We start from the raw sequence: 21,206 nt of genomic DNA on the forward strand, positions 1-21,206 counted from the left end.
CCTATCCGCCGACGGCGTCGTTGGTGCATTTCTTGACGAAACTGGTCTTGGCCGCTCCCGAGAGCTTCTTAGCCGCAGCCTGGCTGTTGCAGGCCGTCGCCGCATCCCGCGCGCATTTCTTGCTGAAGCTGGTGAGGGCCGCCCCCGCCAGCTTCTTGTCGCTCGCCTGGCTCTTGCAGGTGGTGTCCGCCAGCGCGCTCGTGGCGAAGCAGGCCGAGACAAGCGCGATCGTGACCAGCCGGATCATGGTTGATTCTCCTGATAGGGTCCCCCCATATCGATGATGCCTGCGCCCATCCGGCGCGTCGAGCACCATTTTGGCACGTTCCGGCTTTCGCGAACCGGCCCGGACCGCTATGAGCCTGCCGCGGGGACATTCCGGCGGCGCGATCGATTTTCGGCGGTCTCCGGCATTCCGGCCCCGTGAAGGACCCTGACGATGAACAAGCAAGCCAGCCTCCGGAGCGTATCCGATCTGGAGGGGCGCGGCCTCGTTCCCGCATCGCTGCGAGAGGAGATCGAGGAGGTCGCCCGCCGCTTCTCCGTCGCGGTGACGCCGGGCATGGCCGACCTGATGACCGGGCCGCCGGCCGGGGACCCGATCGCCGCGCAATTCGTTCCGACGGAACAGGAACTATTGTGGAGCCCGGAGGAACTGGACGACCCCATCGGCGACGAACCGTTCACGCCGGTGCGGGGCATCGTGCACCGCTATCCCGACCGGGTGCTGCTGAAGCCGCTGCATGTCTGCCCCGTCTATTGCCGCTTCTGCTTCCGCCGGGAGATGGTGGGGCCGGAAGGCGAGAACCTCACGCGGTCCGAACTGGATGCCGCGCTCGCCTATATCGCGGGCAACGCCAATATTTTCGAGGTCATCGTCACCGGAGGCGACCCCTTCATCCTGTCGCAGAGGCGGCTCCGGCAGATCATGTCCGCCCTCGCCGGGATCGAGCATGTCGGCGCCGTCCGCTTCCATACGCGCGTGCCGGTGGTGGCGCCCGAGATCGTCACCGACGATTTCGTGAAGAGCCTCGCCGGCCCCAAGGCGGTTTTCGTGGCGCTCCACGCCAATCATGTGCGCGAACTGAGCCCAGCGGCCCGCCAGGCCTGCGCCCGTCTCGTCGATGCGGGCATTCCGATGGTGAGCCAGACCGTGCTGCTGCGCGGCATCAACGACACGGCCGCCGATCTCTCCGCGCTGTTCCGGGCGCTGGTCGCCATGCGGATCAAGCCCTACTACCTGCATCATGGCGACCTGGCGAAGGGCACCCGCCATTTCCGGACGACGGTCGCGCAGGGCCAGGACCTGATGCGCGCCTTGCGCGGCTCGCTCACCGGCCTTGCCCAGCCGACCTATGTCCTCGACATTCCCGGCGGCCACGGCAAGGTTCCGATCGGCCCAGCCTATGTGCAGCGGCAGGACGACGGCGCCTATGCCGTCACCGACCCGCAGGGACGGCTGCACGCCTACCGCGACGCGACCTGATCCGGAGCGCGGACGTCCCCGCTCCTCTCAGCTCTGCACGACGATCTCAGTACGATCCGCCGCGAACAGGGCGCGGGTCGCCTGGATCGGCACGGCGTCGAGATCGACATTGATGCTGTCGACGACCATCACCGGCCGGCCCGGGGCGAGATCGAGCCGCTCGGCTTCGCCGGGCAGCGCGATGCGGGCGCCGACCCGCGTCTCCAGGCGGCGGTAGTCGGCGACGCCGCAGGCGGCGAAGGCCGGGGTGATCGCCCCATGCAGGCGAAGCGCCGCTTCCAGGCCGGCAAAGCGCGGCAGCGGGACGAAGGAAAGGCCGAGCGTGAGCGGCACGCCGTCGGCCGAGCGCAGCGTGTCGAGGCGCAGCACGGGGTCGCCGGGCCGCAGCGCCAGCAGGGAGGCGATACGCTCGTCGGCGCGGACATGGGCCGCCGCGAGAAGCGCTGCGCCCGGCTCGCGCCCCTCCCGCGCGACATTCTGGGTGAAGCGGGTCTGCGGACCGATGGGATAAGGAAGGCGCCGGGCCTCGACGAAGGTGCCCCGGCCCTGCGTGGCGCGCACCAGGCCCTTCACGGTGAGTTCGGCCAGGGCCCGGCGCACGGTATGGCGATTGACGGCGAAGCGCTCGGCGAGCAGCGTCTCGGCCGGCAGCTGGCTGCCGGCCATCAGCGTGCCGCCGGTGATATCCGCCTCCAGCGCATCGGCGATCTTGCGCCAGGCGGCGATGCCGTCGCGGCGCGGCGCGGCGATAAAATCCTGGGCGGTGCGGGAAACTGTCATACCGGTGTTGCGCTGTTGGTCATATAGTTGTCTATATCATTAGACATCTAAAGCGAAAAGCTCGACATGGATCTGGCCGTGACTGAGATCGCACCGAACGTTCACATCACCATGACGGATGCGCGCCGGGCCGCGATGCGCCTCTGCGCCCATGCCTGCTGCGCCGAGCTCGACCAGGCGCTGGAGCGGCTGGCGCCGGTGCCGGCCCATGACGTCCTGAGGACGCCGCAGACCGGCCTCGTCATGCTGCAGGGCCGCATCGGCGGCGACGGGGGCCCCTTCAACCTGGGGGAGGCCAGCGCCTCGCGGGCGACGATCCGCCTCGCCGGCGGCGAGATCGGCTTTGCCTATCACCTCGGCCGGGACCTCGCGAAGGCGACGGCCGCCGCCGTCCTCGACGCGCTCTGGCAGGACGACAGCCGGCGGCAGGCCGTGGAGGCCGCGCTCCGGCCGGTCGCCGAGCGGCTTGCCGCCGAGGCGGACCGCACCGCCCGCCGGACCGCGGCGACCAGGGTCAATTTCTTCACGATGGTGCGGGGAGACGACTGATGCCCGATTCCGCCTTCGCGTCCGGCTTCACGGACGCTCCCCTCGAATCGCAGGCCGTCTTCCGCGCCTGCATGGCGGCGCTGTCGCGGCCGGCGACCCTGCAGCCGCTCGCCGCAGGCGTGGCGCCGCCCGCGCCGCTGACGCCCGAACTCGCCGCGGTGGCGCTGGCGCTGGCCGATCATGAAGCCCCCCTCTGGCTCGATGCCGCCCTCGCAGCGGAACCCGCCGTGCGGCGCTATCTCGCCTTCCACACCGGGGCGCGCTTCGTGGCGGATCCGGCCGACGCCGCCTTCGCGCTGATCGCCGAGGCGCGGCACTGCCCGGCTTTCGCGGTCTTCGCCGCCGGCAGCGACGAATATCCCGACCGCTCGACCACCCTGGTCATCGCCGTCGACCGGTTGAGCACGGGCACGGACCTCGTCTTCTCCGGCCCCGGCATCAAGGGCCGGGCGGGCCTCGCCGCGGCGCCGCTGCCGGCGGACTTCGAGGCGGAGCTGGCGGCCAACCACGCCTCCTTCCCGCGCGGCATCGACCTTTTCCTCGTGTCGGACGGCATCGTCGCGGCGCTGCCGCGCTCGTCGAAACTCATCGGGGAGGCCTGATCGTGTATGTCGCCGTCAAGGGTGGCGAAGAAGCCATCGACAATGCCCATCGCCTGCTCGCCCATGTCCGCCGCGGTGACGAGGCCGTGCCGGACCTCACGCCCGAACAGATCCGCGAGCAGCTCGGCCTCGGCGTCGACCGCGTCATGGCGGAGGGCTCGCTCTATGACCGCGATCTCGCGGCGCTCGCCGTCAAGCAGGCGCGGGGCGACCTCGTCGAGGCGGTCTTCCTGGTGCGGGCCTACCGCACCACCCTGCCCCGCTTCGGCACCTCCGTGCCGCTCGACACCGCCGCGATGGCCCTGCGCCGGCGCATCTCCGCCACCTTCAAGGACCTGCCGGGCGGGCAGGTCCTCGGGCCGACCTTCGACTACACCCACCGGCTGATCGACTTCATGCTCGCGGCCGGGGCGGACGTCGAACGGCCGCTGGAGAAGCCGGCCGACGGCGGCGCCGTGCCGCGCGTCACCGACCTTCTCGGTGACGAAGACCTGATCGAGCGCAACGCCGAGCCGCGGACCGACGCCGCCGTCGGCGACATGACGCGCGAGCCGCTGGAATTTCCGGCCGATCGCGACCTGCGCCTGCAGGCCCTGGCGCGCGGCGACGAGGGCTTCCTGCTGTCGCTCGCCTATTCGACCCAGCGCGGCTATGGCCGCACCCACCCCTTCGTCGGCGAGATCCGCCTCGGCGAGGTCGAGGTCGAATTCGTGCCGGAGGAACTCGGCTTCGCGGTGCCGATGGGCAGCATCACCCTCACCGAATGCCAGATGGTCAACCAGTTCGCCGGATCCGCCGAGGCACCGCCGCAGTTCACGCGCGGCTACGGCCTCGTCTACGGCCAGGCCGAGCGCAAGGCGATGTCGATGGCGCTGGTCGACCGCTCGCTGCGCGCCCGCGACTTCGGCGAGACCGTCGCCTCCCCGGCCCAGGACGAGGAATTCGTGCTCTCCCATTGCGACAATGTGCAGGCGACCGGCTTCGTCGAGCATCTCAAGCTGCCGCATTATGTCGACTTCCAGGCCGAGCTCGACCTGGTGCGGCGCCTGCGGGCCGAGCATGCCGCGCGCCACGCCGCGAAGGAGGCCGCCGAATGAGTGCCGAACCGACGAGCCGGCCCGGCCACATGGCCCAGGGCTACAACTTCGCCTATCTCGACGAGCAGACCAAGCGCATGATCCGCCGGGCGATCCTCAAGGCGATCGCCATCCCCGGCTATCAGGTCCCCTTCGCCTCGCGCGAGATGCCGATGCCCTATGGCTGGGGCACCGGCGGCGTGCAGGTGACGGCAGCGGTGATCGGGCCGGACGACGTGCTCAAGGTCATCGACCAGGGCGCCGACGACACCACCAATGCCGTCTCGATCCGCCGCTTCTTCGCCAAGACGGCCGGCGTCGCCACCACGACCTCGACCGCCGAGGCCACCATCATCCAGACGCGGCACCGCGTACCGGAGACGGCGCTGAAGCCGGACCAGATCCTCGTCTACCAGGTGCCCATCCCCGAGCCGCTGCGCTTCCTGGAGCCGCGCGAGACCGAGACCCGCAAGCTGCATGCCCTCGCCGATTACGGGCTGATGCATGTCAAGCTCTATGAGGACATCGCCCGCCACGGCCATATCGCCACCACCTACGCCTATCCGGTCGAGGTCGCCGGGCGCTATGTGATGGATCCCTCCCCCACGCCGAAATTCGACAATCCCAAGCTCGACGACTGCGAGGCGCTGCAATTGTTCGGCGCCGGCCGCGAGAAGCGCATCTATGCGGTACCGCCGCACACCGCCGTCCGCAGCCTCGATTTCGAGGACCATCCCTTCACCGTGCAGGAATTCAGCCAGCCCTGCGCGCTGTGCGCCGCGACGGCCGTCTATCTCGACGAAGTCGTGCTCGACGATCGCGGCGGACGCATGTTCGTCTGCTCGGACACCGATCATTGCGAGAAGCGGCGGGCCGAGGGCCACAAGGGCGCGATGCTGGGCGAGGCGCCGGACGCGCTCGCCGGAGGCGGCCATGGCTGAGGCGGATGCGTTCATGGGCGCCATGCAGAGCGCAATCTTCCTTCTCCCGAATGGGAGAAGGTGGCGCGGAGCGCCGGATGAGGGCCTGACGTTCGACAATTCGAATACGGCCATCGAGCTCTCTTCGCTGAAGTTCAGGCCCTCATCTCCCTGCCGGTACCCCAAGCATTTCCGGAGGAAATGCGGAGTCCCGGCCCGGGAGAAGGCGCTTGATCCTCTTGGCCTCCCACCCGCGGCCGTCGGCGCCCACCCGCCTGCGCCGCGCGGCGAGGAAGGGCGGACGGGACGTCCGCGCTCCCGGGAAGGCAATCGCTCCCTTCGATCGGATTTCAGCTAGATGTGCTCCTCGTCAGACCCTTCCCTCCTCGTCCGGCCCGGTGGCGAAGCCGACCTGCCGGCGGTGCTCGCCCTGTACGGCCAACCCGATTTCAATGGCGACAACATCCTGTCGCTGGACGAAGCCAAGGCCAAGCTGGCACGCTTTGCCGCCTATCCGGACTACACGCTCTATGTCGCCGAACGCGATGGCACGGTGGTCGGCACGTTCTGCCTGATGATCATCGACAATATCGCACGGCGCGGCCGCTTCTCGGGGCTGATCGAGGCGGTCGTCGTGGCATCCGGCCGGCAGGGCGAGGGCCTCGGCAAGGCCATGCTCCGCCGCGCCATCGCGATGGCCGGCGAGAAGGGGTGCTACAAGGTCGCCCTGTCCTCCGGCTTCAAGACCGCCAACGCCCATGCCTTCTATGATTCGCTCGGCTTCGAGCGGCATGGCATCTCCTTCCTCCTGCCCCTGCCGGAGCCCTCGGCATGACGATGCAAGAAGAGCCCCTCCTCCGGGCACGCGGCTTGACCAAGCATTACGGCGTCCGCCTCGGCTGCGCCGACGTCTCCTTCGACCTCCACGAGGGCGAGGTCCTCGCCGTCGTCGGCGAATCGGGGTCAGGCAAGTCGACGCTGCTGGGCCTCCTCTCCAGCGAGCTGGAGCCGACCGCCGGACACGTCGATTACCGCATGCGCGACGGCGTCACGCGGGACCTGTTCTCGCTCAGCGAGGCGGAACGGCGCTTCCTCCTGCGCACCGACTGGGGCTTCGTGCGCCAGGACGCCCGGGACGGCCTGCGCATGGGCGTTTCGGCCGGCGCCAATGTCGGCGAGCGGCTGATGGCGGTGGGCGCCCGCCATTACGGCCGCATCCGCGAGGCCGCGGTCGACTGGCTCGGCCGGGTCGAGATCGAGGCCGGCCGCATCGACGACCTGCCGACCAGCTTCTCGGGCGGCATGCGCCAGCGCCTGCAGATCGCCCGCAATCTCGTCACCCGCCCCCGCCTCGTCTTCATGGACGAGCCGACCTCCGGCCTCGACGTTTCGGTGCAGGCCCGCCTGCTCGACCTCCTGCGCGGCCTCGTCGCCGATCTCGGCATCGCCGTGGTCATCGTCACCCACGATCTTGCCGTCGCACGGCTGTTATCCCATCGTATCATGGTGATGAAGCAGGGCCGCGTGATCGAGACCGGGCTGACGGACCAGGTCCTGGACGATCCGCACGAAGCCTATACGCAGCTTCTGGTTTCCTCGGTGCTGGCAGCATGAGCAATTCCCCTCCCTTCCTCGCCCTCGAGGCGGTCGGCAAGAGCTTCACCCTCCATCTGCAGGGCGGCCAGCGCATCGGCGTGATGCGCGATGTCGGCTTCGCGGTGATGCCGGGCGAATGCGTGGTGCTCGGCGGCCCGTCGGGCGCCGGCAAATCCTCGATCCTGAAGATGATCTACGGCAATTACCGCTGCGACCAGGGCCGCATCCTCCTGCGCGACGGCGACGAGGAGGTCGACGTCGCCAGCGCCGCGCCGCGCCGCATCCTCGCCTTGCGCCGGGACGTCATGGGCTATGTCAGCCAGTTCCTGCGCGTCATCCCCCGCGTGCCGGCGCTCGCCATCGTCGCCGACGCGGCCCGCGAGGCCGGCCTCGGCGCCGAGGAGGCGACCGCCCGCGCCAGGCGCCTGCTGAGCCTGCTCAACGTGCCCGAAAGGCTGTGGGGCCTGCCGCCGGCAACCTTTTCCGGCGGCGAGCAGCAGCGCGTCAACATCGCGCGCGGCCTCGCCCCGGACCGTCCGCTCCTCCTGCTCGACGAGCCGACCGCCTCGCTCGATGCCGCCAACCGCGCCGTCGTCGTCGACCTCGTGCAGGAGAAGAAGCAAAAAGGCGTCGCCATCGTCGGCATCTTCCACGATGAAGATGTCCGCGGACGGGTCGCCGACCGCATCGTCGACGTCACCCGTTTCTCGCCTTCGCCGGCCGCCTGAACCTCGGAACTCCAGCCATGCCCGACCGTGACCAATTCCTTCTGACCAATGCCCGCCTCGTCCTCGTCGACCGCATCGTCGAGCATGGCTGGCTCGCCGTCGACAAGGGCATGATCGTGGATCTCGGCGAAGGCGAGGCGCCCGAGCCCGGCCTCGACATGGGCGGCGACCATGTCGTCCCCGGCCTGATCGAGCTTCATACCGACCATCTCGAAGCCCATTACGCCCCCCGCCCGACCGTGCGCTGGCATGCGCTGAGCGCCGTGATGGCCTATGACGCGCAGATCGCCGCCTCCGGCATCACCACGGTGTTCGATTCGATCCGGCTGGGCTCGGAGAACGAGGAGAACACCATCTCGAGCGAGGGCAACATCCTCGCCGCCGCTCTCGAGGAAGCGCGCCGGGGCGGGCATCTGCGGGTCGAGCACCGCACCCATCTGCGCTGCGAGCTCGCGACCCATGACGTCCTCGCCGATTTCGAGCGCTATCATGGCTCCTACGAGATCCACATGCTCTCGCTGATGGACCACACGCCGGGGCAGCGCCAGTTCCGCAATCTCGACCAGTGGATGAAGTTCTACATGCCCAAGCGCGGGCTCGACGGTGCCGACGTCCAGGCCTATATCGACGCCAAGCTGGACAAGCACGCCCGCTACGCCTCCCATAGCCGCACCAGCCTGGTAGCACTGGCCCGCCGCCACGGCATCGTGCTCGCCAGCCATGACGACGCGACCGCCACCCATGTCGAGGAAGCGGTCGCGGACGGTGTCGCCATCGCCGAATTCCCGACGACCCTGGAAGCCGCGCTGGCCTCGCATGCCGCCGGCATCCGCGTGATGATGGGGGCTCCCAATGTGGTGCGGGGCAGCTCGCATTCCGGCAACATCGCCGCGGCCGACCTGGCGCGCGAAAAGGTCCTCGACATCCTCTCCTCCGACTATGTGCCGGGGAGCCTCCTGCTGGCGGCGTTCCTGCTGCCCGAGCGCGTGCCGGCGATCGACCTGCCGGCCGCCATCCGCATGGTGACGGACACGCCGGCTCGCGCCACCGGCCTCGACGACCGCGGCCGCCTCGAAAAGGGCCGCCGGGCCGATCTGCTCAGGGTCGGCAGCGCCGGCTCGACGCCGATCGTGCGCCGGGTCTGGCGCGAGGGAAGGATCGCGGCATGACGATCGCGCCGAGGCCGCGCACCGGCAAGCTGATCGCCGTGGTCGGCCCCAGCGGCGCCGGCAAGGATACGCTCATCGACGCCGCACGCATGAGGCTCGACGGCGATGCCCGTATCCTGTTCCCCCGCCGCATCGTCACCCGTCCGCCCTCGGCGGCCGAGGACCACGACACGCTTTCGGATGCGGCGTTCGCGAGGGCCGAGGCAGAAGGCGGCTTCTCCCTGTCCTGGCATGCCCACGGGTTGGGCTACGGCCTGCCGCTGGCCTTGCGCGACATGGTCCGCAGCGGCGTCCACGCCGTCTGCAATCTGTCGCGATCGAGCATCGCCGACGCGCGCCAGAACTTTCCGGCGGTTGCCGTCGTCCTCGTCACCGCACCGGCCGAGGTCATCGCCGCCCGCCTCGCCGCCCGCGGACGCGAGAGCGCCGACCTGATCCGCGCCCGCCTCGCCCGCAGGATCGACCGCGAGGATGCGCTCGGGCCCGATCTCATCATCACCAATGACGGCCCGGTGGAAGCGGCGATCGACCGGCTTGTCGCCTATCTGCGGGCAGAACTGGTGGACACCGCCTATCCGGAAGCCCCGCGAATGCCGATGTGAGAGCCGTCGGCGCGGCCTATTGCCCCGGCGGCGCGACCGAGGCGCGGAAATCCAGCCGGCAGGTGACCTCGAACGAGCAGGGCGCCCCGCCGGGATTGGCGAGGCGGTGCATCAGCTGCGTCCAGGCCGTGCCGGCGATCTCCTCGATCGGCTGGATGACGGCGGCGATCGGCGGATGGGTGACCTGCATCCACTCGACATCGTCGAAGCCGACGACCGAGAGGTCGCGGGGCACGGCGAGGCCCCGCCTCTCCACCTCGCGCAGGATCGCCAGCGTCGCCGGACTGAACAGGGCAAAGGCGGCCGTCGGCAGGTTCCCCGCCGCGAAGCGCTCGGCCATCGCCGCCATGGCCGAAGCGACGTCATGGCCGCAGGCGACGACCTCGACGGCGCCGGCGAGCCCAGCCGCCTCGGCCGCCGCCATGACGCCCCGCATGCGTTCGCGCATGGTGGTGCGTTCCGGCGACGCGCAGGCCACCAGGATGCGCCGGTGCCCGAGGCCGGCGAGGTGGCGGATGACCGCCGCGCTCGCCTCGGCATTGTTGACCGCCACCTTGTCGAAGCCGGTCTCGTCCGGCACGCGGTCGATCAGCACCATCGGAACATTCTGGTCGCGGATCGAGGCCTGCACCGGCGGCGTCTCCCCCATCGGCACCACGATCAGCCCGGCGACGCGCCAGTCGAGCAGCGCCTCGATCTGGCTGCCCTCCCGCTCGGGCTTCTCGGAACTGCTGACGGCGACGAGACGATAGCCGCTGCTCTCGGCCAGCCGCTCGAACGCGGCGACGATCGATCCGAAGAAGGGGTTGCGGAAATCGGGCACCACCAGGCCGACGATGGAACGCCGGGAGCGCCGGAGATTGGCGGCGAGAGGATCGATGCGAAATCCGAGTTCCCGCACCGCCTGGTGGATGCGGGCGGCATTGTCCGCCTTCACCGCGCCGACGCCGCGCAGCACCTTCGAAACCGTGGCAGGCGAAACATTGGCGAGCCGTGCGACATCGTGGATGGTCGGCCGCTCACTGGCCGTTCCACGCGCCGGATCGGGGTCTGGCATGGCGCTTCCCGGGAGGTCCGTCGATGGCCCCGGCTCTGCATACCATGGATAAATCGATGTTCTCAGCGGAATCCGCATCGGAAGCGGCGAGAGGGCGAGCCGGATCGGTGCATCGATCGGCGCCCGGCCTCTGCCCCGCGGCGGCGGTCAGGTCGCGAAGCGGAAATGCAGCACGTCGCCGTCGGCGACGACGTATTCCTTGCCCTCCAGGCGGAACTTGCCGGCTTCCTTGGCGCCGCTCTCGCCGTTGAGGGCGATATAGTCGCCATAGGCGATGGTCTCCGAGCGGATGAAGCCCTTCTCGAAATCCGAATGGATGACGCCGGCCGCCTGGGGCGCGCGCATGCCCTTGGTGATGGTCCAGGCGCGCGCTTCCTTCGGTCCGACCGTGAAATAGGTCACGAGGTCGAGAAGCTCATAGCCCGTGCGGATCACGCGGTTGAGGCCGGGCTCCGACAGGCCGATGGCGTCGAGATAGTCCTTCTGCTCGTCGGGCGGCAGCACGGCGATCTCGCTCTCGATCTTGGCGGAGACGATGACGGCCTTGGCGCCCTCCTCGGCGGCGCGGGCCTTCACTTTGTCCGACAGCGCGTTGCCCTTGTCGGCGGAGGCCTCCTCGACATTGCAGACATAGAGCACCGGCTTGGCGGAAAGGAGCTGGAGCATGTCGAAGGCGCGGCGCTCTTCCGGCTTCACGTCGACGAGACGGGCAGGCTTGCCCTCCCGCAGCAGCACCAGAGCGCGGTTGACGAGGTCGAGCGTCTCCTTGGAATCCTTGTCGCCGCCGCGCGCCTTCTTTTCCAGCGCGACGACCCGGCGCTCGAGGCTGTCGAGGTCGGCGATCATCAGCTCGGTCTCGATGGTCTCGATATCGGCGACCGGATCGATCTTGCCTTCGACATGGGTGACGTCGCCATCCTCGAAGCAGCGCACGACATGGGCGATGGCATCGCATTCGCGGATATTGCCCAGGAACTGGTTGCCGAGCCCCTCGCCCTTGGAGGCGCCCCGCACCAGGCCGGCGATGTCGACGAAGGTCAGGCGGGTCGGGATGATGGTCGCCGATTTGGAGATCGCCGCCAGCTTCTCCAGCCGCTCATCCGGCACCGCGACGTCGCCGACATTCGGCTCGATGGTGCAGAAGGGATAGTTCGCCGCCTGTGCCGCCGCCGTCTGCGTCAGCGCATTGAACAGGGTCGACTTGCCGACATTGGGCAGGCCGACGATACCGCATTTGAAACCCATGGCTCTCGCTCGTCATTCATGCTGCGCCGAAGGCTCGCAGCCACCGGCAAGATTGTTCACACGCTGATAGACCGTCCGTCAGCCGGCCGCCACAGCCGATGTCAGTCCGCCGATGTCAGTCCCTTGCGCCCGGCAGCCTGACCGCGCCATGGCCATGGGCCTCCATGAACAGGTGCACCTTGTTCTGGAAGCTCGCATCCTCGCCGGACGCCAGCAGCGCCGCGGCGTCGGCGCAGGCCACGCACAGATCCTCGACCCAGGGCCGCTCCGCCTTGGCGAAATCGCCCAATACATAGGGATAGACCAGCGCCTTGTCGCCGGGATGGCCGATGCCGAGCCTGACCCGGCGATAATCATTGCCGCAATGCGCCGTGATCGAGCGCAGGCCGTTGTGCCCGGCATTGCCGCCGCCGACCTTCACGCGCATCTTCGCAGGCGCAAGGTCGAGCTCGTCGTGGAAGACGGAGATGTCGCGGAGGCCGAGCTTGAAGAAGCGCATGGCCTCGCCCACCGACTGTCCGCTCTCGTTCATGAAGGTCTGCGGCTTCAGCAGCATCACCCGCTCCTCGCCGATCACGCCTTCGCCGACCTGGCCCTGGAAACGCGCGCGCCAGGGGGCGAAGCGGTGCCGCCGCGCGATCTCGTCGAGGGCCATGAAGCCGATATTGTGGCGGTTGGCGGCATATTTGGCGCCGGGATTGCCGAGCCCGACAAACAAGCGCATGGCGGGAACCTTTCAGGAAAGACGATCCGCCACGCAAAAAAGGCCGGGCGAACCCGGCCTTCCCCGACGGGCGCGACAGGCCGGATTACTTCTTCGGCGCGGGAGCCTTGGCAGCCGGAGCCTTGGCGGCCGCGGCCGGAGCCTTGGCAGCCGCAGCCGGTGCGGCGGCTTCGGCCGTAGCCGCCGGTTCTTCGTCCGCCGCGGGCGCGACGATCGAAACCAGCGTCTCGTCGCCCTGGCCCGCGAAGGACACGCCGGCCGGCAGGGTAACCTGCGAGATATGCAGGGAATCGTTGATGTCGAGGCTGGACACGTCGACTTCGATCGCATCGGGAATATTGTCGGCCGGCGCCAGCACGGCCAGCGTATGCGCGACGATATTGACCGTTCCGCCGCGCTTCACGCCCGGGGAGGCCGCAGCATTGATGGCATGGACCGGGATTTCGACGCGCAGGCGCGAACCCGCGTCGATACGCAGGAAGTCGACGTGCTCGACGGTGTCCTTGATCGGATCCAGCGCATAGTCGCGCGGAATGACGCGGGACTTGGTGCCCTCGACGTCGATCTCCAGGACGTTGGTCAGGAAGTGGCCGGCATAGACGAGGAGATTCGTCGCCTTGGCGTCGAGCGCGATGGCGATGGGGGGCTTGCCGGCACCGTAGATGACGGCCGGCACTTTTCCTTCACGACGAACGGCACGCGCGGCCCCCTTGCCCACTTGCGTGCGCGCCGTGGCGGAAATCTGCTTCACGACGGACATGGTATATTCCTTGAAACGATCAAAAAAAGCCGCTGACGCGGCCGTTACGGCTGTCCCGCTTTGCCTCCAGGGGTGTCTGGTCGCGGGACGCCGTGCTCATAGACCGAAGCCCGGCAAAATGCAAATGATTGCGGCGTGCCGCCTCGCGCAGCCGGAAGCGGCAGGATGCCGGCGCACCGCTCAGTGCCCCTCGAACGCCATCAGCGTGTGCACGGGCACGCCGAGCGCCCTTATCCGGTCGGCGCCCTTGAGGGCGGGAAGGTCGATCACGAAGACCGCCGCGATCACGTCGGCGCCGATCTCGCGCAGGAGCCTGACCGCGGCCTCCGCCGTCCCGCCGGTGGCGACGAGGTCGTCGACCAGGATGACCTTCTCGCCCGGCTTCACCGCGTCCTTGTGGACCTCCATCTCGTCGAGGCCATATTCGAGCGAATAGGCGATGCGCACCGTCTCATGCGGCAGCTTGCCCTTCTTGCGCACCGGGACGAAGCCGGCGGAAAGCTGGTGGGCGAGCGCGCCGCCGAGGATGAAGCCGCGGGCTTCGATGCCGGCGACCTTGTCGATCTTGGCGCCGGCCCAGGGCTGCACCAGTTCGTCGACGGCGCGGCGGAACGCCCAGGCATCGCCCAGCAGCGTGGTGATGTCGCGGAATTCGATCCCCGGCTTGGGATAGTCCGGAATGGTGCGGATCGCATCCTTGAGGATCTTGGAGGACTTGGCGGTCATGGCGTCTTTCGCATCATGGCGGTGCCGGAAGAGACCACGCCGAGAGGCGGGAGTCGAGCCCGGCTTGCCCATCAAAGCGAACGGCCGGAGACGATGGTCTCCGGCCGTTCTGCGGTCGATATGTTCGGGCGCGCGAGGCTCAGTGCGCCTCGGCCCAGACCTTCTTCTTGGTGTAATAGAGCAGGCCGGACAGCACGATCAGGAAGATCAGCACCTTGAAACCGGTGCGCTTGCGCTCCTCGAGCGAAGGATCCGCCGCCCAGTTCAGGAAGGCCGCGGCGTCCCTGGTATATTGGTCGACGGTCTGCGGCGCCCCGTCGGTATATTCGACCTGGCCGTCCTGCAGCGGCTTGGCCATGGCGATCGAATGGGCCGGGAACACCTTGTTGTAGTTCAGGCCGTCCGGAACCTTGAAGGGCTCCTTGATCGTCTTGGTCGGATCGTTCGGATCGGGCGACTCCACCTCCGGCACCTTCTCGTCCTTGCCGAGATAGCCATAGGTGATGAGGGCGTGGATATAGTCCGGCCCCTGCTCCTGATATTGGGTCACGACGTCGGAGATGAACCAGGGAAAGCCCGACTTGGTGCCGCGCGCCTTGGCGAGCAGCGACATGTCCGGCGGCACCGCGCCGTGATTGGCGGCGCGGGCGGCGTCGTCGTTCGGGAACACCAGCGGGAAATAGTCGGCCGCGCGACCCGGCCGGTCGACGGGCTGTCCCTTGTCGTCGAAGTCGGCGATCGTATAGGTCGCCGCCAGCGCCTTGACCTGCCCCTCGGTGAATTCCGGCCCGCCGGGCTCCGACAGGTTGCGGAAAGCCACACGGTGCAGGCTGTGGCAGGCCGAGCAGACTTCCTTGTAGACCTTGAAGCCGCGCTGCAGCTGCTCGCGGTCGTAATGGCCGAAGGGGCCGGCAAAGCTCCAGCTTTCGCGCGCCGGCTTCAGGGCCGGTATCGCTTCCTGGGCCGCGGCCGGCAGGGCGAAGCCGGCGACGGCCACCGCCGCGGCGAGCGCCAGGCCGAAGCGGGCGATGCGCGAGGAGAGCGGGCGGATGGAAGGCTTGGACATAAGGGTCATTTCCGGTTCCACCCTCAAGCGTTGCTTGCCGGCACGGCGTCGCCGCTGCCCGATTTTGCCAGGATCGCATCCGCTATCGAGGCGGGCACAGGCTTCGTCTCCTCGAACAGCCCCAGGAGCGGCAGCGCGATGATGAAGAAGGCGAAGTAGAAGAAGGTCAGCACGCGTCCGGCCACCAGCAGCATGCCCTCCGGCGGCTGCGAGCCGACCCAGCCGAGGCCGAGGCACACGGCCACGAAGATGAAGAAGACCCATTTGAAGACCGGGCGGTACACGGCCGAGCGCACCTTGGAGGTGTCGAGCCAGGGCATCAGCGCCAGCATGGCGATGGCGCCGAACATCATGATGACGCCGAGCAGCTTGTTCGGGATCGAGCGCAGGATGGCGTAGAAGGGCAGGAAGTACCATTCCGGCACGATCTCGGCGGGCGTCTGGGCCGGATTGAAGGTGTTGTAGTTCTCGGGATCGCCCAGATAGTCGGGGATGTAGAACACGAAATACATATAGAGAAGCAGGAAGAAGGCGATGCCCGTGGCGTCCTTCAGCGTCGCATAGGGCGTGAAGGCGACCGAATCCTTCGGCGACTTGATGTCGACGCCGGTGGGGTTGTTCTGGCCGACCACATGCAAAGCCCAGATATGCAGCACCACGACGCCGGCGATCATGAACGGCAGCAGGTAATGCAGCGAGAAGAAGCGGTTGAGGGTCGGGCTGCCGACCGCATAGCCGCCCCACAGCCAGGTGACGATGGTGTCGCCCACCACCGGAATGGCCGAGAACAGGCTGGTGATCACGGTGGCGCCCCAGCCGGACATCTGGCCCCAGGGCAGCACATAGCCCATGAAGCCCGTCGCCATCATCAGCAGGAAGATGATCACGCCGAGGAGCCACAGCACCTCGCGCGGGCCCTTGTAGGAGCCGTAATAGATGCCGCGCGCAATGTGGAGATAAACCGCGATGAAGAACATCGAGGCGCCGTTGGCGTGCAGCTTCTGGATCAGCCAGCCCCAGTTCACGTCACGGCGAATCAGGTCGACCGAGGTGAAGGCGAGCTTGGAATCCGGCACGTAATGCATCGCCAGCACCACGCCGGTGAGGATCTGCGCCCCAAGCATGAAGGAGAGGATGGCGCCGAACGTCCACATATAGTTCAGGTTACGCGGCGTCGGATAGGCGATGAAGGATGAATGGACGAGGCCGCCGATCGGCAGGCGGCTTTCGAACCACCGCCCAAGGGCGCTCTTCGGGGTCCAGGTCGAGGATCCGCTCATGAATGTAACCTTAAGCTTTTGCGTTCGAGCCAGAGTCGGCGCCGATGATGATCTTGGACTGACCCTCGAAACTGTAGGGCGGCACCGCCAGGTTCAGCGGCGCGGGCCCCTGCCGGATACGGCCCGACGTATCGTAGACCGAGCCGTGGCAAGGGCAGAACCAGCCATGATACGGGCCTTCATTGACGAGCGGAATGCAGCCCAGATGCGTGCAGATGCCGATCACGATCAGCCACTGCTCGTCACCCTTCTTGACGCGATCGGCGTCCGACTGCGGGTCGCGCAGGCTCGATATGTCGACATTGTCGGCCGCCGCGATCTCCTGCTTCGTGCGGTGGCGCACGAAAATCGGCTTGCCGCGCCAGAACACCTTGATCGACTGGCCTTCGGGAATCGGCGTCAGATCGACCTCGACCGGAACACCGGCAGCGATCGTCGCCTTGTCGGGCTCCATCTGGTCGATGAAAGGCCAGATGGCGCCGGCGACACCCACCGCACCGACAGCGCCGGTGGCAATGTAGATGAAGTCGCGACGAGTGGGTTCTGCGGCGTGTTCGTTCGTAGCTGCCACGGATCGATCCTTCTCATACATCGCATCCCGGCCTGTTGCCGGGATGACGGAGGCGCTTCGGCCTCTGCCTCGCACATCCGAACTCTTGCCAAAATGGCAGCCATCCAGGATCGCGGCGAAACTGGGGCAGACCACATCAAGGCGCTCATGCCACTCTGTTGCGAAGTTGTCTAGATCGTGCAACGGCAAACGGCGCTATGTCGCATGACTTCGCCGTCCGTCCCCATGAATGATGATCGCCCCGCCCCCCGCCCGGCGTCCCCGCCGACGGGCTCCCCTCGCTCCAAAAGGTGACAATGCCCCTGCGCCTCGCCCTCTACCAGCCCGACATTCCCCAGAATACCGGCACGATGCTGCGGCTCTGCGCCTGTCTGGGCGTCGATGCCGCGATCATCGAGCCCGCGAACTTTCCGGTGTCGGACCGCGCCTTCCGCCGCGCCGGCATGGACTATCTCGATCGTGTCGAGATCCAGCGCCACGCGTCCTTCGCGGCGTTCGAAAGATGGCGGTCGGGCGCCGGCCACCGGCTGGTGCTGCTGACGACGCGGGCCGCCATTCCCCATGTCGCCTTCACCTTCCAGCCGGACGACGTCCTCCTCGTCGGCCGGGAATCGGCGGGCGTGCCGGACGCCGTGCACGAGGCGGCGGACGCGCGTATCCTCGTGCCGATGCGCCCCGCCTTGCGCTCGCTCAACGTCGCGATGGCGGCGGCCATGGTAGTGGGCGAAGCATTGCGGCAGACCGGCGGCTTCGCCGCGCTTGCCTCATCGGGCTGACGCATCCTCGCCAAACGTCTATGGAAGCATCATGACAACGCTGCAGACATCCCCCACCGAGACATTCCCCCTCGAGACATCCCCGCGCATCGATGCCGGCAAGGCGGCGGCGCGAGCCTGGTTCGAAGCCCTGCGCGACCGGATCTGCCTCGCCTTCGAGACCCTGGAAGATCAGTTGCCCGCGGGCATGCCGCCGGCCGGCATCGCCCCCGGCCGCTTCGTGCGCACACCCTGGCAGCGCACGGACCACACCGGCGCCCCGGGCGGCGGCGGCGTGATGGCGATCATGAAGGGCCGTGTGTTCGAAAAGGTCGGCGTGCACTGCTCGACCGTGCATGGGGAATTCCCGCCGGAGTTCCGCGGGCAGATTCCGGGCGCCGCGGAGGATCCGCGCTTCCTGGCGTCCGGCATCTCGCTGATCGCCCATCCCTGGAACCCGAATGTGCCGACCGTGCACATGAACACCCGCTTCGTCGTCACCACCAAGGCGTGGTTCGGCGGCGGCGCCGACCTCACCCCGGTCCTCGACCGCCGCCGCCTGCAGGACGATCCCGATAGCATCGCCTTCCACGCCGCCATGCACCGGGCCTGCCAGCCCCATGCCGTCGCCGACTACGATCGCTACAAGGCGTGGTGCGACGACTATTTCTTCCTCAAGCACCGCAACGAGCCGCGCGGCATCGGCGGCATCTTCTATGACGGGCTCGCCAGCGGCGACTGGGAGGCGGATTTCGCCTTCACCCGCGATGTCGGCGAAGCCTTCCTGGCGATCTATCCGGCGATCGTCGCCCGCAACTTCGCCACGCCCTGGAGCGAGGCGGATCGCGACGAGCAGCTCGTGCGGCGGGGTCGCTATGTCGAGTTCAATCTCCTCTACGACCGTGGCACGCTGTTCGGGCTGAAGACGGGCGGCAATGTCGATTCGATCCTTTCCTCGATGCCGCCCGTGGTGAAATGGCCGTAGGCTGCGTGGCCTGCCGAAGGCCGCAGCCGAAGGAAGGCCGATGCTGAGAATCCTGGGAAAGGCGTCCTCGATCAATGTCCGCAAGGTGCTGTGGACCTGCGATGAAATCGGCCTGCGCTATCGGCGCGAGGATTGGGGCAGCGGCTATGCCTCCACGCATGCGCCGGCGTTCCTCGCGCTGAATCCCAACGGGCAGGTGCCGGTGATCGAGGACGACAACGGCGTCCTGTGGGAATCCAACACCATCTGCCGCTATCTTGCCGGCGAATATGGCCGGGCGGACCTCCTGCCCTCGGCGCCCGCCCGGCGGGCGCGCGTCGAGCAATGGATGGACTGGCAGGCGAGCGAGCTCAATGTCGCCTGGCGCTACGCGTTCAACGCCATCGTGCGCCGCGACCCCGCCTATGGCGACCCGGCCCTGGTCGAGGCCGGCACGCGGGAATGGAACGGCAAGATCGGCATTCTCGACAGGCAGCTCGCCGCCACCGGCGCCTTCGCAGCCGGCGACACCTTCACGCTTGCGGATGTCGTGCTCGGCCTGTCCGTCAACCGCTGGCTGATGACGCCGCTGGAACGGCCGCATTATCCGGCCGTGATCGCCTACTACCAGCGTCTCAGCGAACGCCCGGCCTTCCTGGCGCATGGTCGGAACGGCCTGCCGTGACCGGCAGCAGGGCACTGGCGGGGGCCCCGCGCGGGGCTATCGGCACGTCGCACGCCCGACCGCAGCGCAAGGAAAACAGCCGATGCCGAAAGACGATCGCACCAGGATCATCCGCAGCCGGACGCCGGAATCCGCGGCCATGCTGGCGAACGTCAAACGAGCGATGGCGATCACCGCCGCCCTCAACCGTCTGACGTTCGACGACGCCGACGAAATTCGGGCCTTGTTCAGCGAGCTCATCGGCAAGACGGTGGACGAGAGCTTTTTGCTGATTCCTCCATTTTACACCGCCGGCGGGAACGAGATCCGCGTCGGTCGTAACGTCTTCATCAATCAGAACTGCACTTTCTACGACCTCGGCGGCCTCGACATCGCGGACGATGTGATGATCGGGCCGAATGTGAGCCTCATCACGACGGGCCATCCCCTCGAGCCGTCGCAGCGACGCGCCGCCACGATCGGAAAGCCCATTGCGATCGGGAAAAACGTGTGGATCGCAACCGGCGCGACGATCATCGGCGGCGTGACGGTCGGCGAGAACGCGGTCGTCGCCGCGGGTTCGGTCGTCACCAAGGACGTTCCCCCCAATAGCCTCGTCGGAGGAAATCCGGCACGGTTCATTCGCCCGATCGGCGACGACTGACGGAAGAGGCGCGCGGGGTTTGAACAAGCCTCGGCTGGCGACAGGTCATCGGCCGGCCTCTGCCGGCCTGACCATGGCCCCGTCGATGAAGAAATGCGTCAAAACAACAAATCGGACAAGATCAGTCGGCCGTCGGCAAATGGCGCATCGTCACGAAGATGCGCCCGTCCGGCAGTTCTTCCCAATATTCGATCTCGGTCATGTAGGCGGCCTTGGGGTAGCGTGAAAACACGTCGCGCGCCTTGGCCCGCGCTTCCTCGCGCGGCAGGGTGAAGCTCTCGCGCCGGAAGCCCGCGGAGAGGTTTCCGCGCCGTTCCGCATGTCGCTTTGCGAGCGCCCCAGGCCGGACCTCGTCGCTGCGCATTCTGCTATCCCCGGTTGGGCTCCATCGGAAGAAAGGTCGATCCCGTCTCCGAGGTCCCAGAATAGGGTGCGGCGCGGCAAGAGTCGAATCATACCGGTCCCGTCCGGCGGCGGCAAAAAGGCCGCGGACCGGTTGGCATGCCGCGCTGGCCGTGCTCTCATGGTCCCAGCCGCTCGTCGGCCTCATCGAACGCCGACGCGGCGTCGCCAAGATCGCTCAAGGGAGTATCTGCATGTCTTCCGTCAAGAAAGTCGGCGTCCTCATCGGCAGCCTGCGCAAGGGCTCCTTCAGCCGCAGGGTCGCGAATGCCGCGATCGCCCTCGCCCCGGAAAGCCTGTCCTTCACCATCATCGAACTCGGCGGCCTGTCCTTCTTCAACCAGGATCTCGAAGCGACGCCGCCGGCCGACTGGGTTTCCTTCCGCGACGCGGTCAAGGCCTGCGACGCGATCCTGTTCGTGACGCCGGAATACAACCGCTCCATCCCCGGCGTGCTCAAGAACGCCGTCGACGTGGGCTCGCGCCCCTATGGCCAGGGCGTCCTCATCGGCAAGCCCGCTGCAGTGATCTCGACCTCGATCGGCGCGGTCGGCGGCTTCGGCTCCAACCATCATCTGCGCCAATGCCTCAGCTTCCTCAACATGCCCACGCTCGGCCAGCCGGAAATGTATCTCGGCAATTCCGCCCAGCTCGTCGACGAGGAAGGCGAGGTGACCAGCGAAGGCACGCGCGACTATCTCACCAATTTCGGCAAGGCCTTCGCCACCTGGGTCCACAAGCCCTGGGGGTGAGCGAACCGGCCGGATAGCGCCGATGCCGCGGGGGAGACGACGGACGGTCGATCACCCGATCGACCGTC

General features: G+C 67.8%; 24 protein-coding genes and 1 pseudogene. 15 read left to right on the top strand and 10 right to left on the bottom strand.

The genetic code is table 11. The annotated features are described in order from the left end of the window. Position 1 precedes the first annotated feature (1 nt). Positions 2–247 (bottom strand): hypothetical protein, encoded by a 246-nt coding sequence (locus J3R73_RS22260; RefSeq protein WP_307432171.1) that lies wholly within the window; start codon positions 245–247, stop codon positions 2–4. A 192-nt stretch (positions 248–439) separates the two neighbouring features. On the opposite strand from J3R73_RS22260, the gene J3R73_RS22265 reads away from it, so the two are divergent. Further along, the gene (locus tag J3R73_RS22265; RefSeq protein ID WP_307432174.1) at positions 440–1,486 is read left to right on the top strand and encodes a lysine-2,3-aminomutase-like protein; all 1,047 of its coding nucleotides are present in this window, start codon (positions 440–442) and stop codon (positions 1,484–1,486) included. 27 nt (positions 1,487–1,513) lie between these two features. On the opposite strand, the gene phnF is transcribed toward J3R73_RS22265, so the two are convergent. Beyond that, the gene (gene phnF, locus J3R73_RS22270) at positions 1,514–2,266 is read right to left on the bottom strand and encodes a phosphonate metabolism transcriptional regulator PhnF (RefSeq protein WP_307432179.1); all 753 of its coding nucleotides are present in this window, start codon (positions 2,264–2,266) and stop codon (positions 1,514–1,516) included. 111 nt (positions 2,267–2,377) lie between these two features. On the opposite strand from phnF, the gene phnG reads away from it, so the two are divergent. The 9 genes from phnG (at position 2,378) to phnN (ending at position 9,508) form a co-directional block, all read left to right on the top strand. Continuing rightward, positions 2,378–2,815, top strand: coding sequence for a phosphonate C-P lyase system protein PhnG (gene phnG / locus J3R73_RS22275; RefSeq protein WP_307437615.1), 438 nt, complete (start codon positions 2,378–2,380; stop codon positions 2,813–2,815). Beyond that, on the top strand, positions 2,815–3,417 hold the full coding sequence (phnH, locus tag J3R73_RS22280) for a phosphonate C-P lyase system protein PhnH (protein WP_307432183.1): 603 nt from the start codon (positions 2,815–2,817) through the stop codon (positions 3,415–3,417). Before phnG ends, phnH begins: the two co-directional genes overlap by 1 nt. A gap of 2 nt (positions 3,418–3,419) precedes the next feature. After that, positions 3,420–4,514, top strand: coding sequence for a carbon-phosphorus lyase complex subunit (locus tag J3R73_RS22285; protein ID WP_307432186.1), 1,095 nt, complete (start codon positions 3,420–3,422; stop codon positions 4,512–4,514). Further along, entirely contained in the window at positions 4,511–5,434 is a 924-nt protein-coding gene (locus tag J3R73_RS22290; protein WP_307432189.1) for an alpha-D-ribose 1-methylphosphonate 5-phosphate C-P-lyase PhnJ, read from the top strand. The genes J3R73_RS22285 and J3R73_RS22290 overlap by 4 nt, the downstream gene beginning before the upstream one ends. Before the next feature lie 337 nt (positions 5,435–5,771). After that, positions 5,772–6,248 carry a GNAT family N-acetyltransferase gene (locus tag J3R73_RS22295; protein ID WP_307432191.1) on the top strand — a complete coding sequence of 159 codons (477 nt, stop codon included), beginning with the start codon at positions 5,772–5,774 and terminating at the stop codon, positions 6,246–6,248. Positions 6,249–6,250: 2 nt separating this feature from the next. Further along, positions 6,251–7,027 (top strand): phosphonate C-P lyase system protein PhnK, encoded by a 777-nt coding sequence (phnK, locus tag J3R73_RS22300; protein ID WP_307437618.1) that lies wholly within the window; start codon positions 6,251–6,253, stop codon positions 7,025–7,027. Next, on the top strand, positions 7,024–7,737 hold the full coding sequence (gene phnL / locus J3R73_RS22305; RefSeq protein WP_307432194.1) for a phosphonate C-P lyase system protein PhnL: 714 nt from the start codon (positions 7,024–7,026) through the stop codon (positions 7,735–7,737). The genes phnK and phnL overlap by 4 nt, the downstream gene beginning before the upstream one ends. A 17-nt stretch (positions 7,738–7,754) precedes the next feature. Further along, positions 7,755–8,906 carry an alpha-D-ribose 1-methylphosphonate 5-triphosphate diphosphatase gene (locus J3R73_RS22310; protein ID WP_307432197.1) on the top strand — a complete coding sequence of 384 codons (1,152 nt, stop codon included), beginning with the start codon at positions 7,755–7,757 and terminating at the stop codon, positions 8,904–8,906. Further along, on the top strand, positions 8,903–9,508 hold the full coding sequence (gene phnN / locus J3R73_RS22315; RefSeq protein ID WP_307432200.1) for a phosphonate metabolism protein/1,5-bisphosphokinase (PRPP-forming) PhnN: 606 nt from the start codon (positions 8,903–8,905) through the stop codon (positions 9,506–9,508). Before J3R73_RS22310 ends, phnN begins: the two co-directional genes overlap by 4 nt. A gap of 16 nt (positions 9,509–9,524) precedes the next feature. Here the strand turns inward: phnN and J3R73_RS22320 are convergent, their stop codons facing one another. From J3R73_RS22320 to petA, 7 genes and pseudogenes are all read right to left on the bottom strand, one after another. Beyond that, entirely contained in the window at positions 9,525–10,565 is a 1,041-nt protein-coding gene (locus J3R73_RS22320) for a LacI family DNA-binding transcriptional regulator (RefSeq protein ID WP_307432204.1), read from the bottom strand. 147 nt (positions 10,566–10,712) lie between these two features. Beyond that, on the bottom strand, positions 10,713–11,810 hold the full coding sequence (ychF, locus tag J3R73_RS22325) for a redox-regulated ATPase YchF (protein ID WP_307432207.1): 1,098 nt from the start codon (positions 11,808–11,810) through the stop codon (positions 10,713–10,715). Positions 11,811–11,925: 115 nt separating this feature from the next. Beyond that, positions 11,926–12,534: an aminoacyl-tRNA hydrolase gene (pth, locus tag J3R73_RS22330; protein ID WP_307432210.1), complete on the bottom strand. Its 609-nt coding sequence runs from the start codon at positions 12,532–12,534 to the stop codon at positions 11,926–11,928. A gap of 85 nt (positions 12,535–12,619) precedes the next feature. Next, positions 12,620–13,294 (bottom strand): 50S ribosomal protein L25/general stress protein Ctc, encoded by a 675-nt coding sequence (locus J3R73_RS22335; RefSeq protein WP_307432212.1) that lies wholly within the window; start codon positions 13,292–13,294, stop codon positions 12,620–12,622. A gap of 180 nt (positions 13,295–13,474) precedes the next feature. After that, on the bottom strand, positions 13,475–14,020 hold the full coding sequence (locus J3R73_RS22340) for an adenine phosphoribosyltransferase (RefSeq protein ID WP_307432215.1): 546 nt from the start codon (positions 14,018–14,020) through the stop codon (positions 13,475–13,477). A gap of 139 nt (positions 14,021–14,159) precedes the next feature. After that, positions 14,160–16,366, bottom strand: a pseudogene (locus J3R73_RS22345) (cytochrome c1). A 10-nt stretch (positions 16,367–16,376) separates the two neighbouring features. Then, on the bottom strand, positions 16,377–16,958 hold the full coding sequence (gene petA / locus J3R73_RS22350) for a ubiquinol-cytochrome c reductase iron-sulfur subunit (protein WP_307432219.1): 582 nt from the start codon (positions 16,956–16,958) through the stop codon (positions 16,377–16,379). Between the two features lie 275 nt (positions 16,959–17,233). Here petA and J3R73_RS22355 point away from each other — a divergent pair, with 275 nt between their 5' ends. The 4 genes from J3R73_RS22355 (at position 17,234) to J3R73_RS22370 (ending at position 19,984) form a co-directional block, all read left to right on the top strand. Further along, complete coding sequence (locus J3R73_RS22355) at positions 17,234–17,713, top strand: tRNA (cytidine(34)-2'-O)-methyltransferase (protein WP_307432222.1); 480 nt, start codon at positions 17,234–17,236, stop codon at positions 17,711–17,713. A 31-nt stretch (positions 17,714–17,744) separates the two neighbouring features. Beyond that, the gene (hemF, locus tag J3R73_RS22360) at positions 17,745–18,677 is read left to right on the top strand and encodes an oxygen-dependent coproporphyrinogen oxidase (protein WP_307432225.1); all 933 of its coding nucleotides are present in this window, start codon (positions 17,745–17,747) and stop codon (positions 18,675–18,677) included. Between the two features lie 40 nt (positions 18,678–18,717). After that, positions 18,718–19,341, top strand: a complete 624-nt coding sequence (locus J3R73_RS22365; RefSeq protein ID WP_307432228.1) for a glutathione S-transferase family protein — start codon at positions 18,718–18,720, stop codon at positions 19,339–19,341. An 82-nt stretch (positions 19,342–19,423) separates the two neighbouring features. Continuing rightward, complete coding sequence (locus tag J3R73_RS22370; RefSeq protein ID WP_307432231.1) at positions 19,424–19,984, top strand: sugar O-acetyltransferase; 561 nt, start codon at positions 19,424–19,426, stop codon at positions 19,982–19,984. A gap of 121 nt (positions 19,985–20,105) precedes the next feature. Here J3R73_RS22370 and J3R73_RS22375 read toward each other — a convergent pair whose 3' ends face one another. Then, complete coding sequence (locus J3R73_RS22375; RefSeq protein ID WP_307432234.1) at positions 20,106–20,348, bottom strand: hypothetical protein; 243 nt, start codon at positions 20,346–20,348, stop codon at positions 20,106–20,108. Between the two features lie 232 nt (positions 20,349–20,580). Between J3R73_RS22375 and J3R73_RS22380 the strand changes: the two genes are divergently transcribed. Continuing rightward, on the top strand, positions 20,581–21,138 hold the full coding sequence (locus J3R73_RS22380) for an NADPH-dependent FMN reductase (RefSeq protein WP_307432238.1): 558 nt from the start codon (positions 20,581–20,583) through the stop codon (positions 21,136–21,138). Positions 21,139–21,206 lie beyond the last annotated feature (68 nt).

This window comes from Labrys monachus, from assembly GCF_030814655.1.
Taxonomy (GTDB): Bacteria; Pseudomonadota; Alphaproteobacteria; order Rhizobiales; family Labraceae; genus Labrys; species Labrys monacha.

Coding starts and splice junctions, on each gene's coding strand:
- phnH (WP_307432183.1), top strand. CDS start 2,815: ATGCCCGATTCCGCCTTCGCGTCCGGCTTCACGGACGCTCCCCTCGAA.
- J3R73_RS22355 (WP_307432222.1), top strand. CDS start 17,234: ATGCCCCTGCGCCTCGCCCTCTACCAGCCCGACATTCCCCAGAATACC.
- phnG (WP_307437615.1), top strand. CDS start 2,378: ATGACGGATGCGCGCCGGGCCGCGATGCGCCTCTGCGCCCATGCCTGC.
- petA (WP_307432219.1), bottom strand. CDS start 16,958: ATGTATGAGAAGGATCGATCCGTGGCAGCTACGAACGAACACGCCGCA.
- J3R73_RS22295 (WP_307432191.1), top strand. CDS start 5,772: ATGTGCTCCTCGTCAGACCCTTCCCTCCTCGTCCGGCCCGGTGGCGAA.
- J3R73_RS22260 (WP_307432171.1), bottom strand. CDS start 247: ATGATCCGGCTGGTCACGATCGCGCTTGTCTCGGCCTGCTTCGCCACG.
- J3R73_RS22320 (WP_307432204.1), bottom strand. CDS start 10,565: ATGCCAGACCCCGATCCGGCGCGTGGAACGGCCAGTGAGCGGCCGACC.
- J3R73_RS22335 (WP_307432212.1), bottom strand. CDS start 13,294: ATGTCCGTCGTGAAGCAGATTTCCGCCACGGCGCGCACGCAAGTGGGC.
- J3R73_RS22380 (WP_307432238.1), top strand. CDS start 20,581: ATGTCTTCCGTCAAGAAAGTCGGCGTCCTCATCGGCAGCCTGCGCAAG.
- ychF (WP_307432207.1), bottom strand. CDS start 11,810: ATGGGTTTCAAATGCGGTATCGTCGGCCTGCCCAATGTCGGCAAGTCG.
- phnN (WP_307432200.1), top strand. CDS start 8,903: ATGACGATCGCGCCGAGGCCGCGCACCGGCAAGCTGATCGCCGTGGTC.
- phnK (WP_307437618.1), top strand. CDS start 6,251: ATGCAAGAAGAGCCCCTCCTCCGGGCACGCGGCTTGACCAAGCATTAC.
- J3R73_RS22290 (WP_307432189.1), top strand. CDS start 4,511: ATGAGTGCCGAACCGACGAGCCGGCCCGGCCACATGGCCCAGGGCTAC.
- J3R73_RS22365 (WP_307432228.1), top strand. CDS start 18,718: ATGCTGAGAATCCTGGGAAAGGCGTCCTCGATCAATGTCCGCAAGGTG.
- J3R73_RS22375 (WP_307432234.1), bottom strand. CDS start 20,348: ATGCGCAGCGACGAGGTCCGGCCTGGGGCGCTCGCAAAGCGACATGCG.
- J3R73_RS22340 (WP_307432215.1), bottom strand. CDS start 14,020: ATGACCGCCAAGTCCTCCAAGATCCTCAAGGATGCGATCCGCACCATT.
- J3R73_RS22310 (WP_307432197.1), top strand. CDS start 7,755: ATGCCCGACCGTGACCAATTCCTTCTGACCAATGCCCGCCTCGTCCTC.
- phnL (WP_307432194.1), top strand. CDS start 7,024: ATGAGCAATTCCCCTCCCTTCCTCGCCCTCGAGGCGGTCGGCAAGAGC.
- J3R73_RS22265 (WP_307432174.1), top strand. CDS start 440: ATGAACAAGCAAGCCAGCCTCCGGAGCGTATCCGATCTGGAGGGGCGC.
- phnF (WP_307432179.1), bottom strand. CDS start 2,266: ATGACAGTTTCCCGCACCGCCCAGGATTTTATCGCCGCGCCGCGCCGC.
- pth (WP_307432210.1), bottom strand. CDS start 12,534: ATGCGCTTGTTTGTCGGGCTCGGCAATCCCGGCGCCAAATATGCCGCC.
- hemF (WP_307432225.1), top strand. CDS start 17,745: ATGACAACGCTGCAGACATCCCCCACCGAGACATTCCCCCTCGAGACA.
- J3R73_RS22370 (WP_307432231.1), top strand. CDS start 19,424: ATGCCGAAAGACGATCGCACCAGGATCATCCGCAGCCGGACGCCGGAA.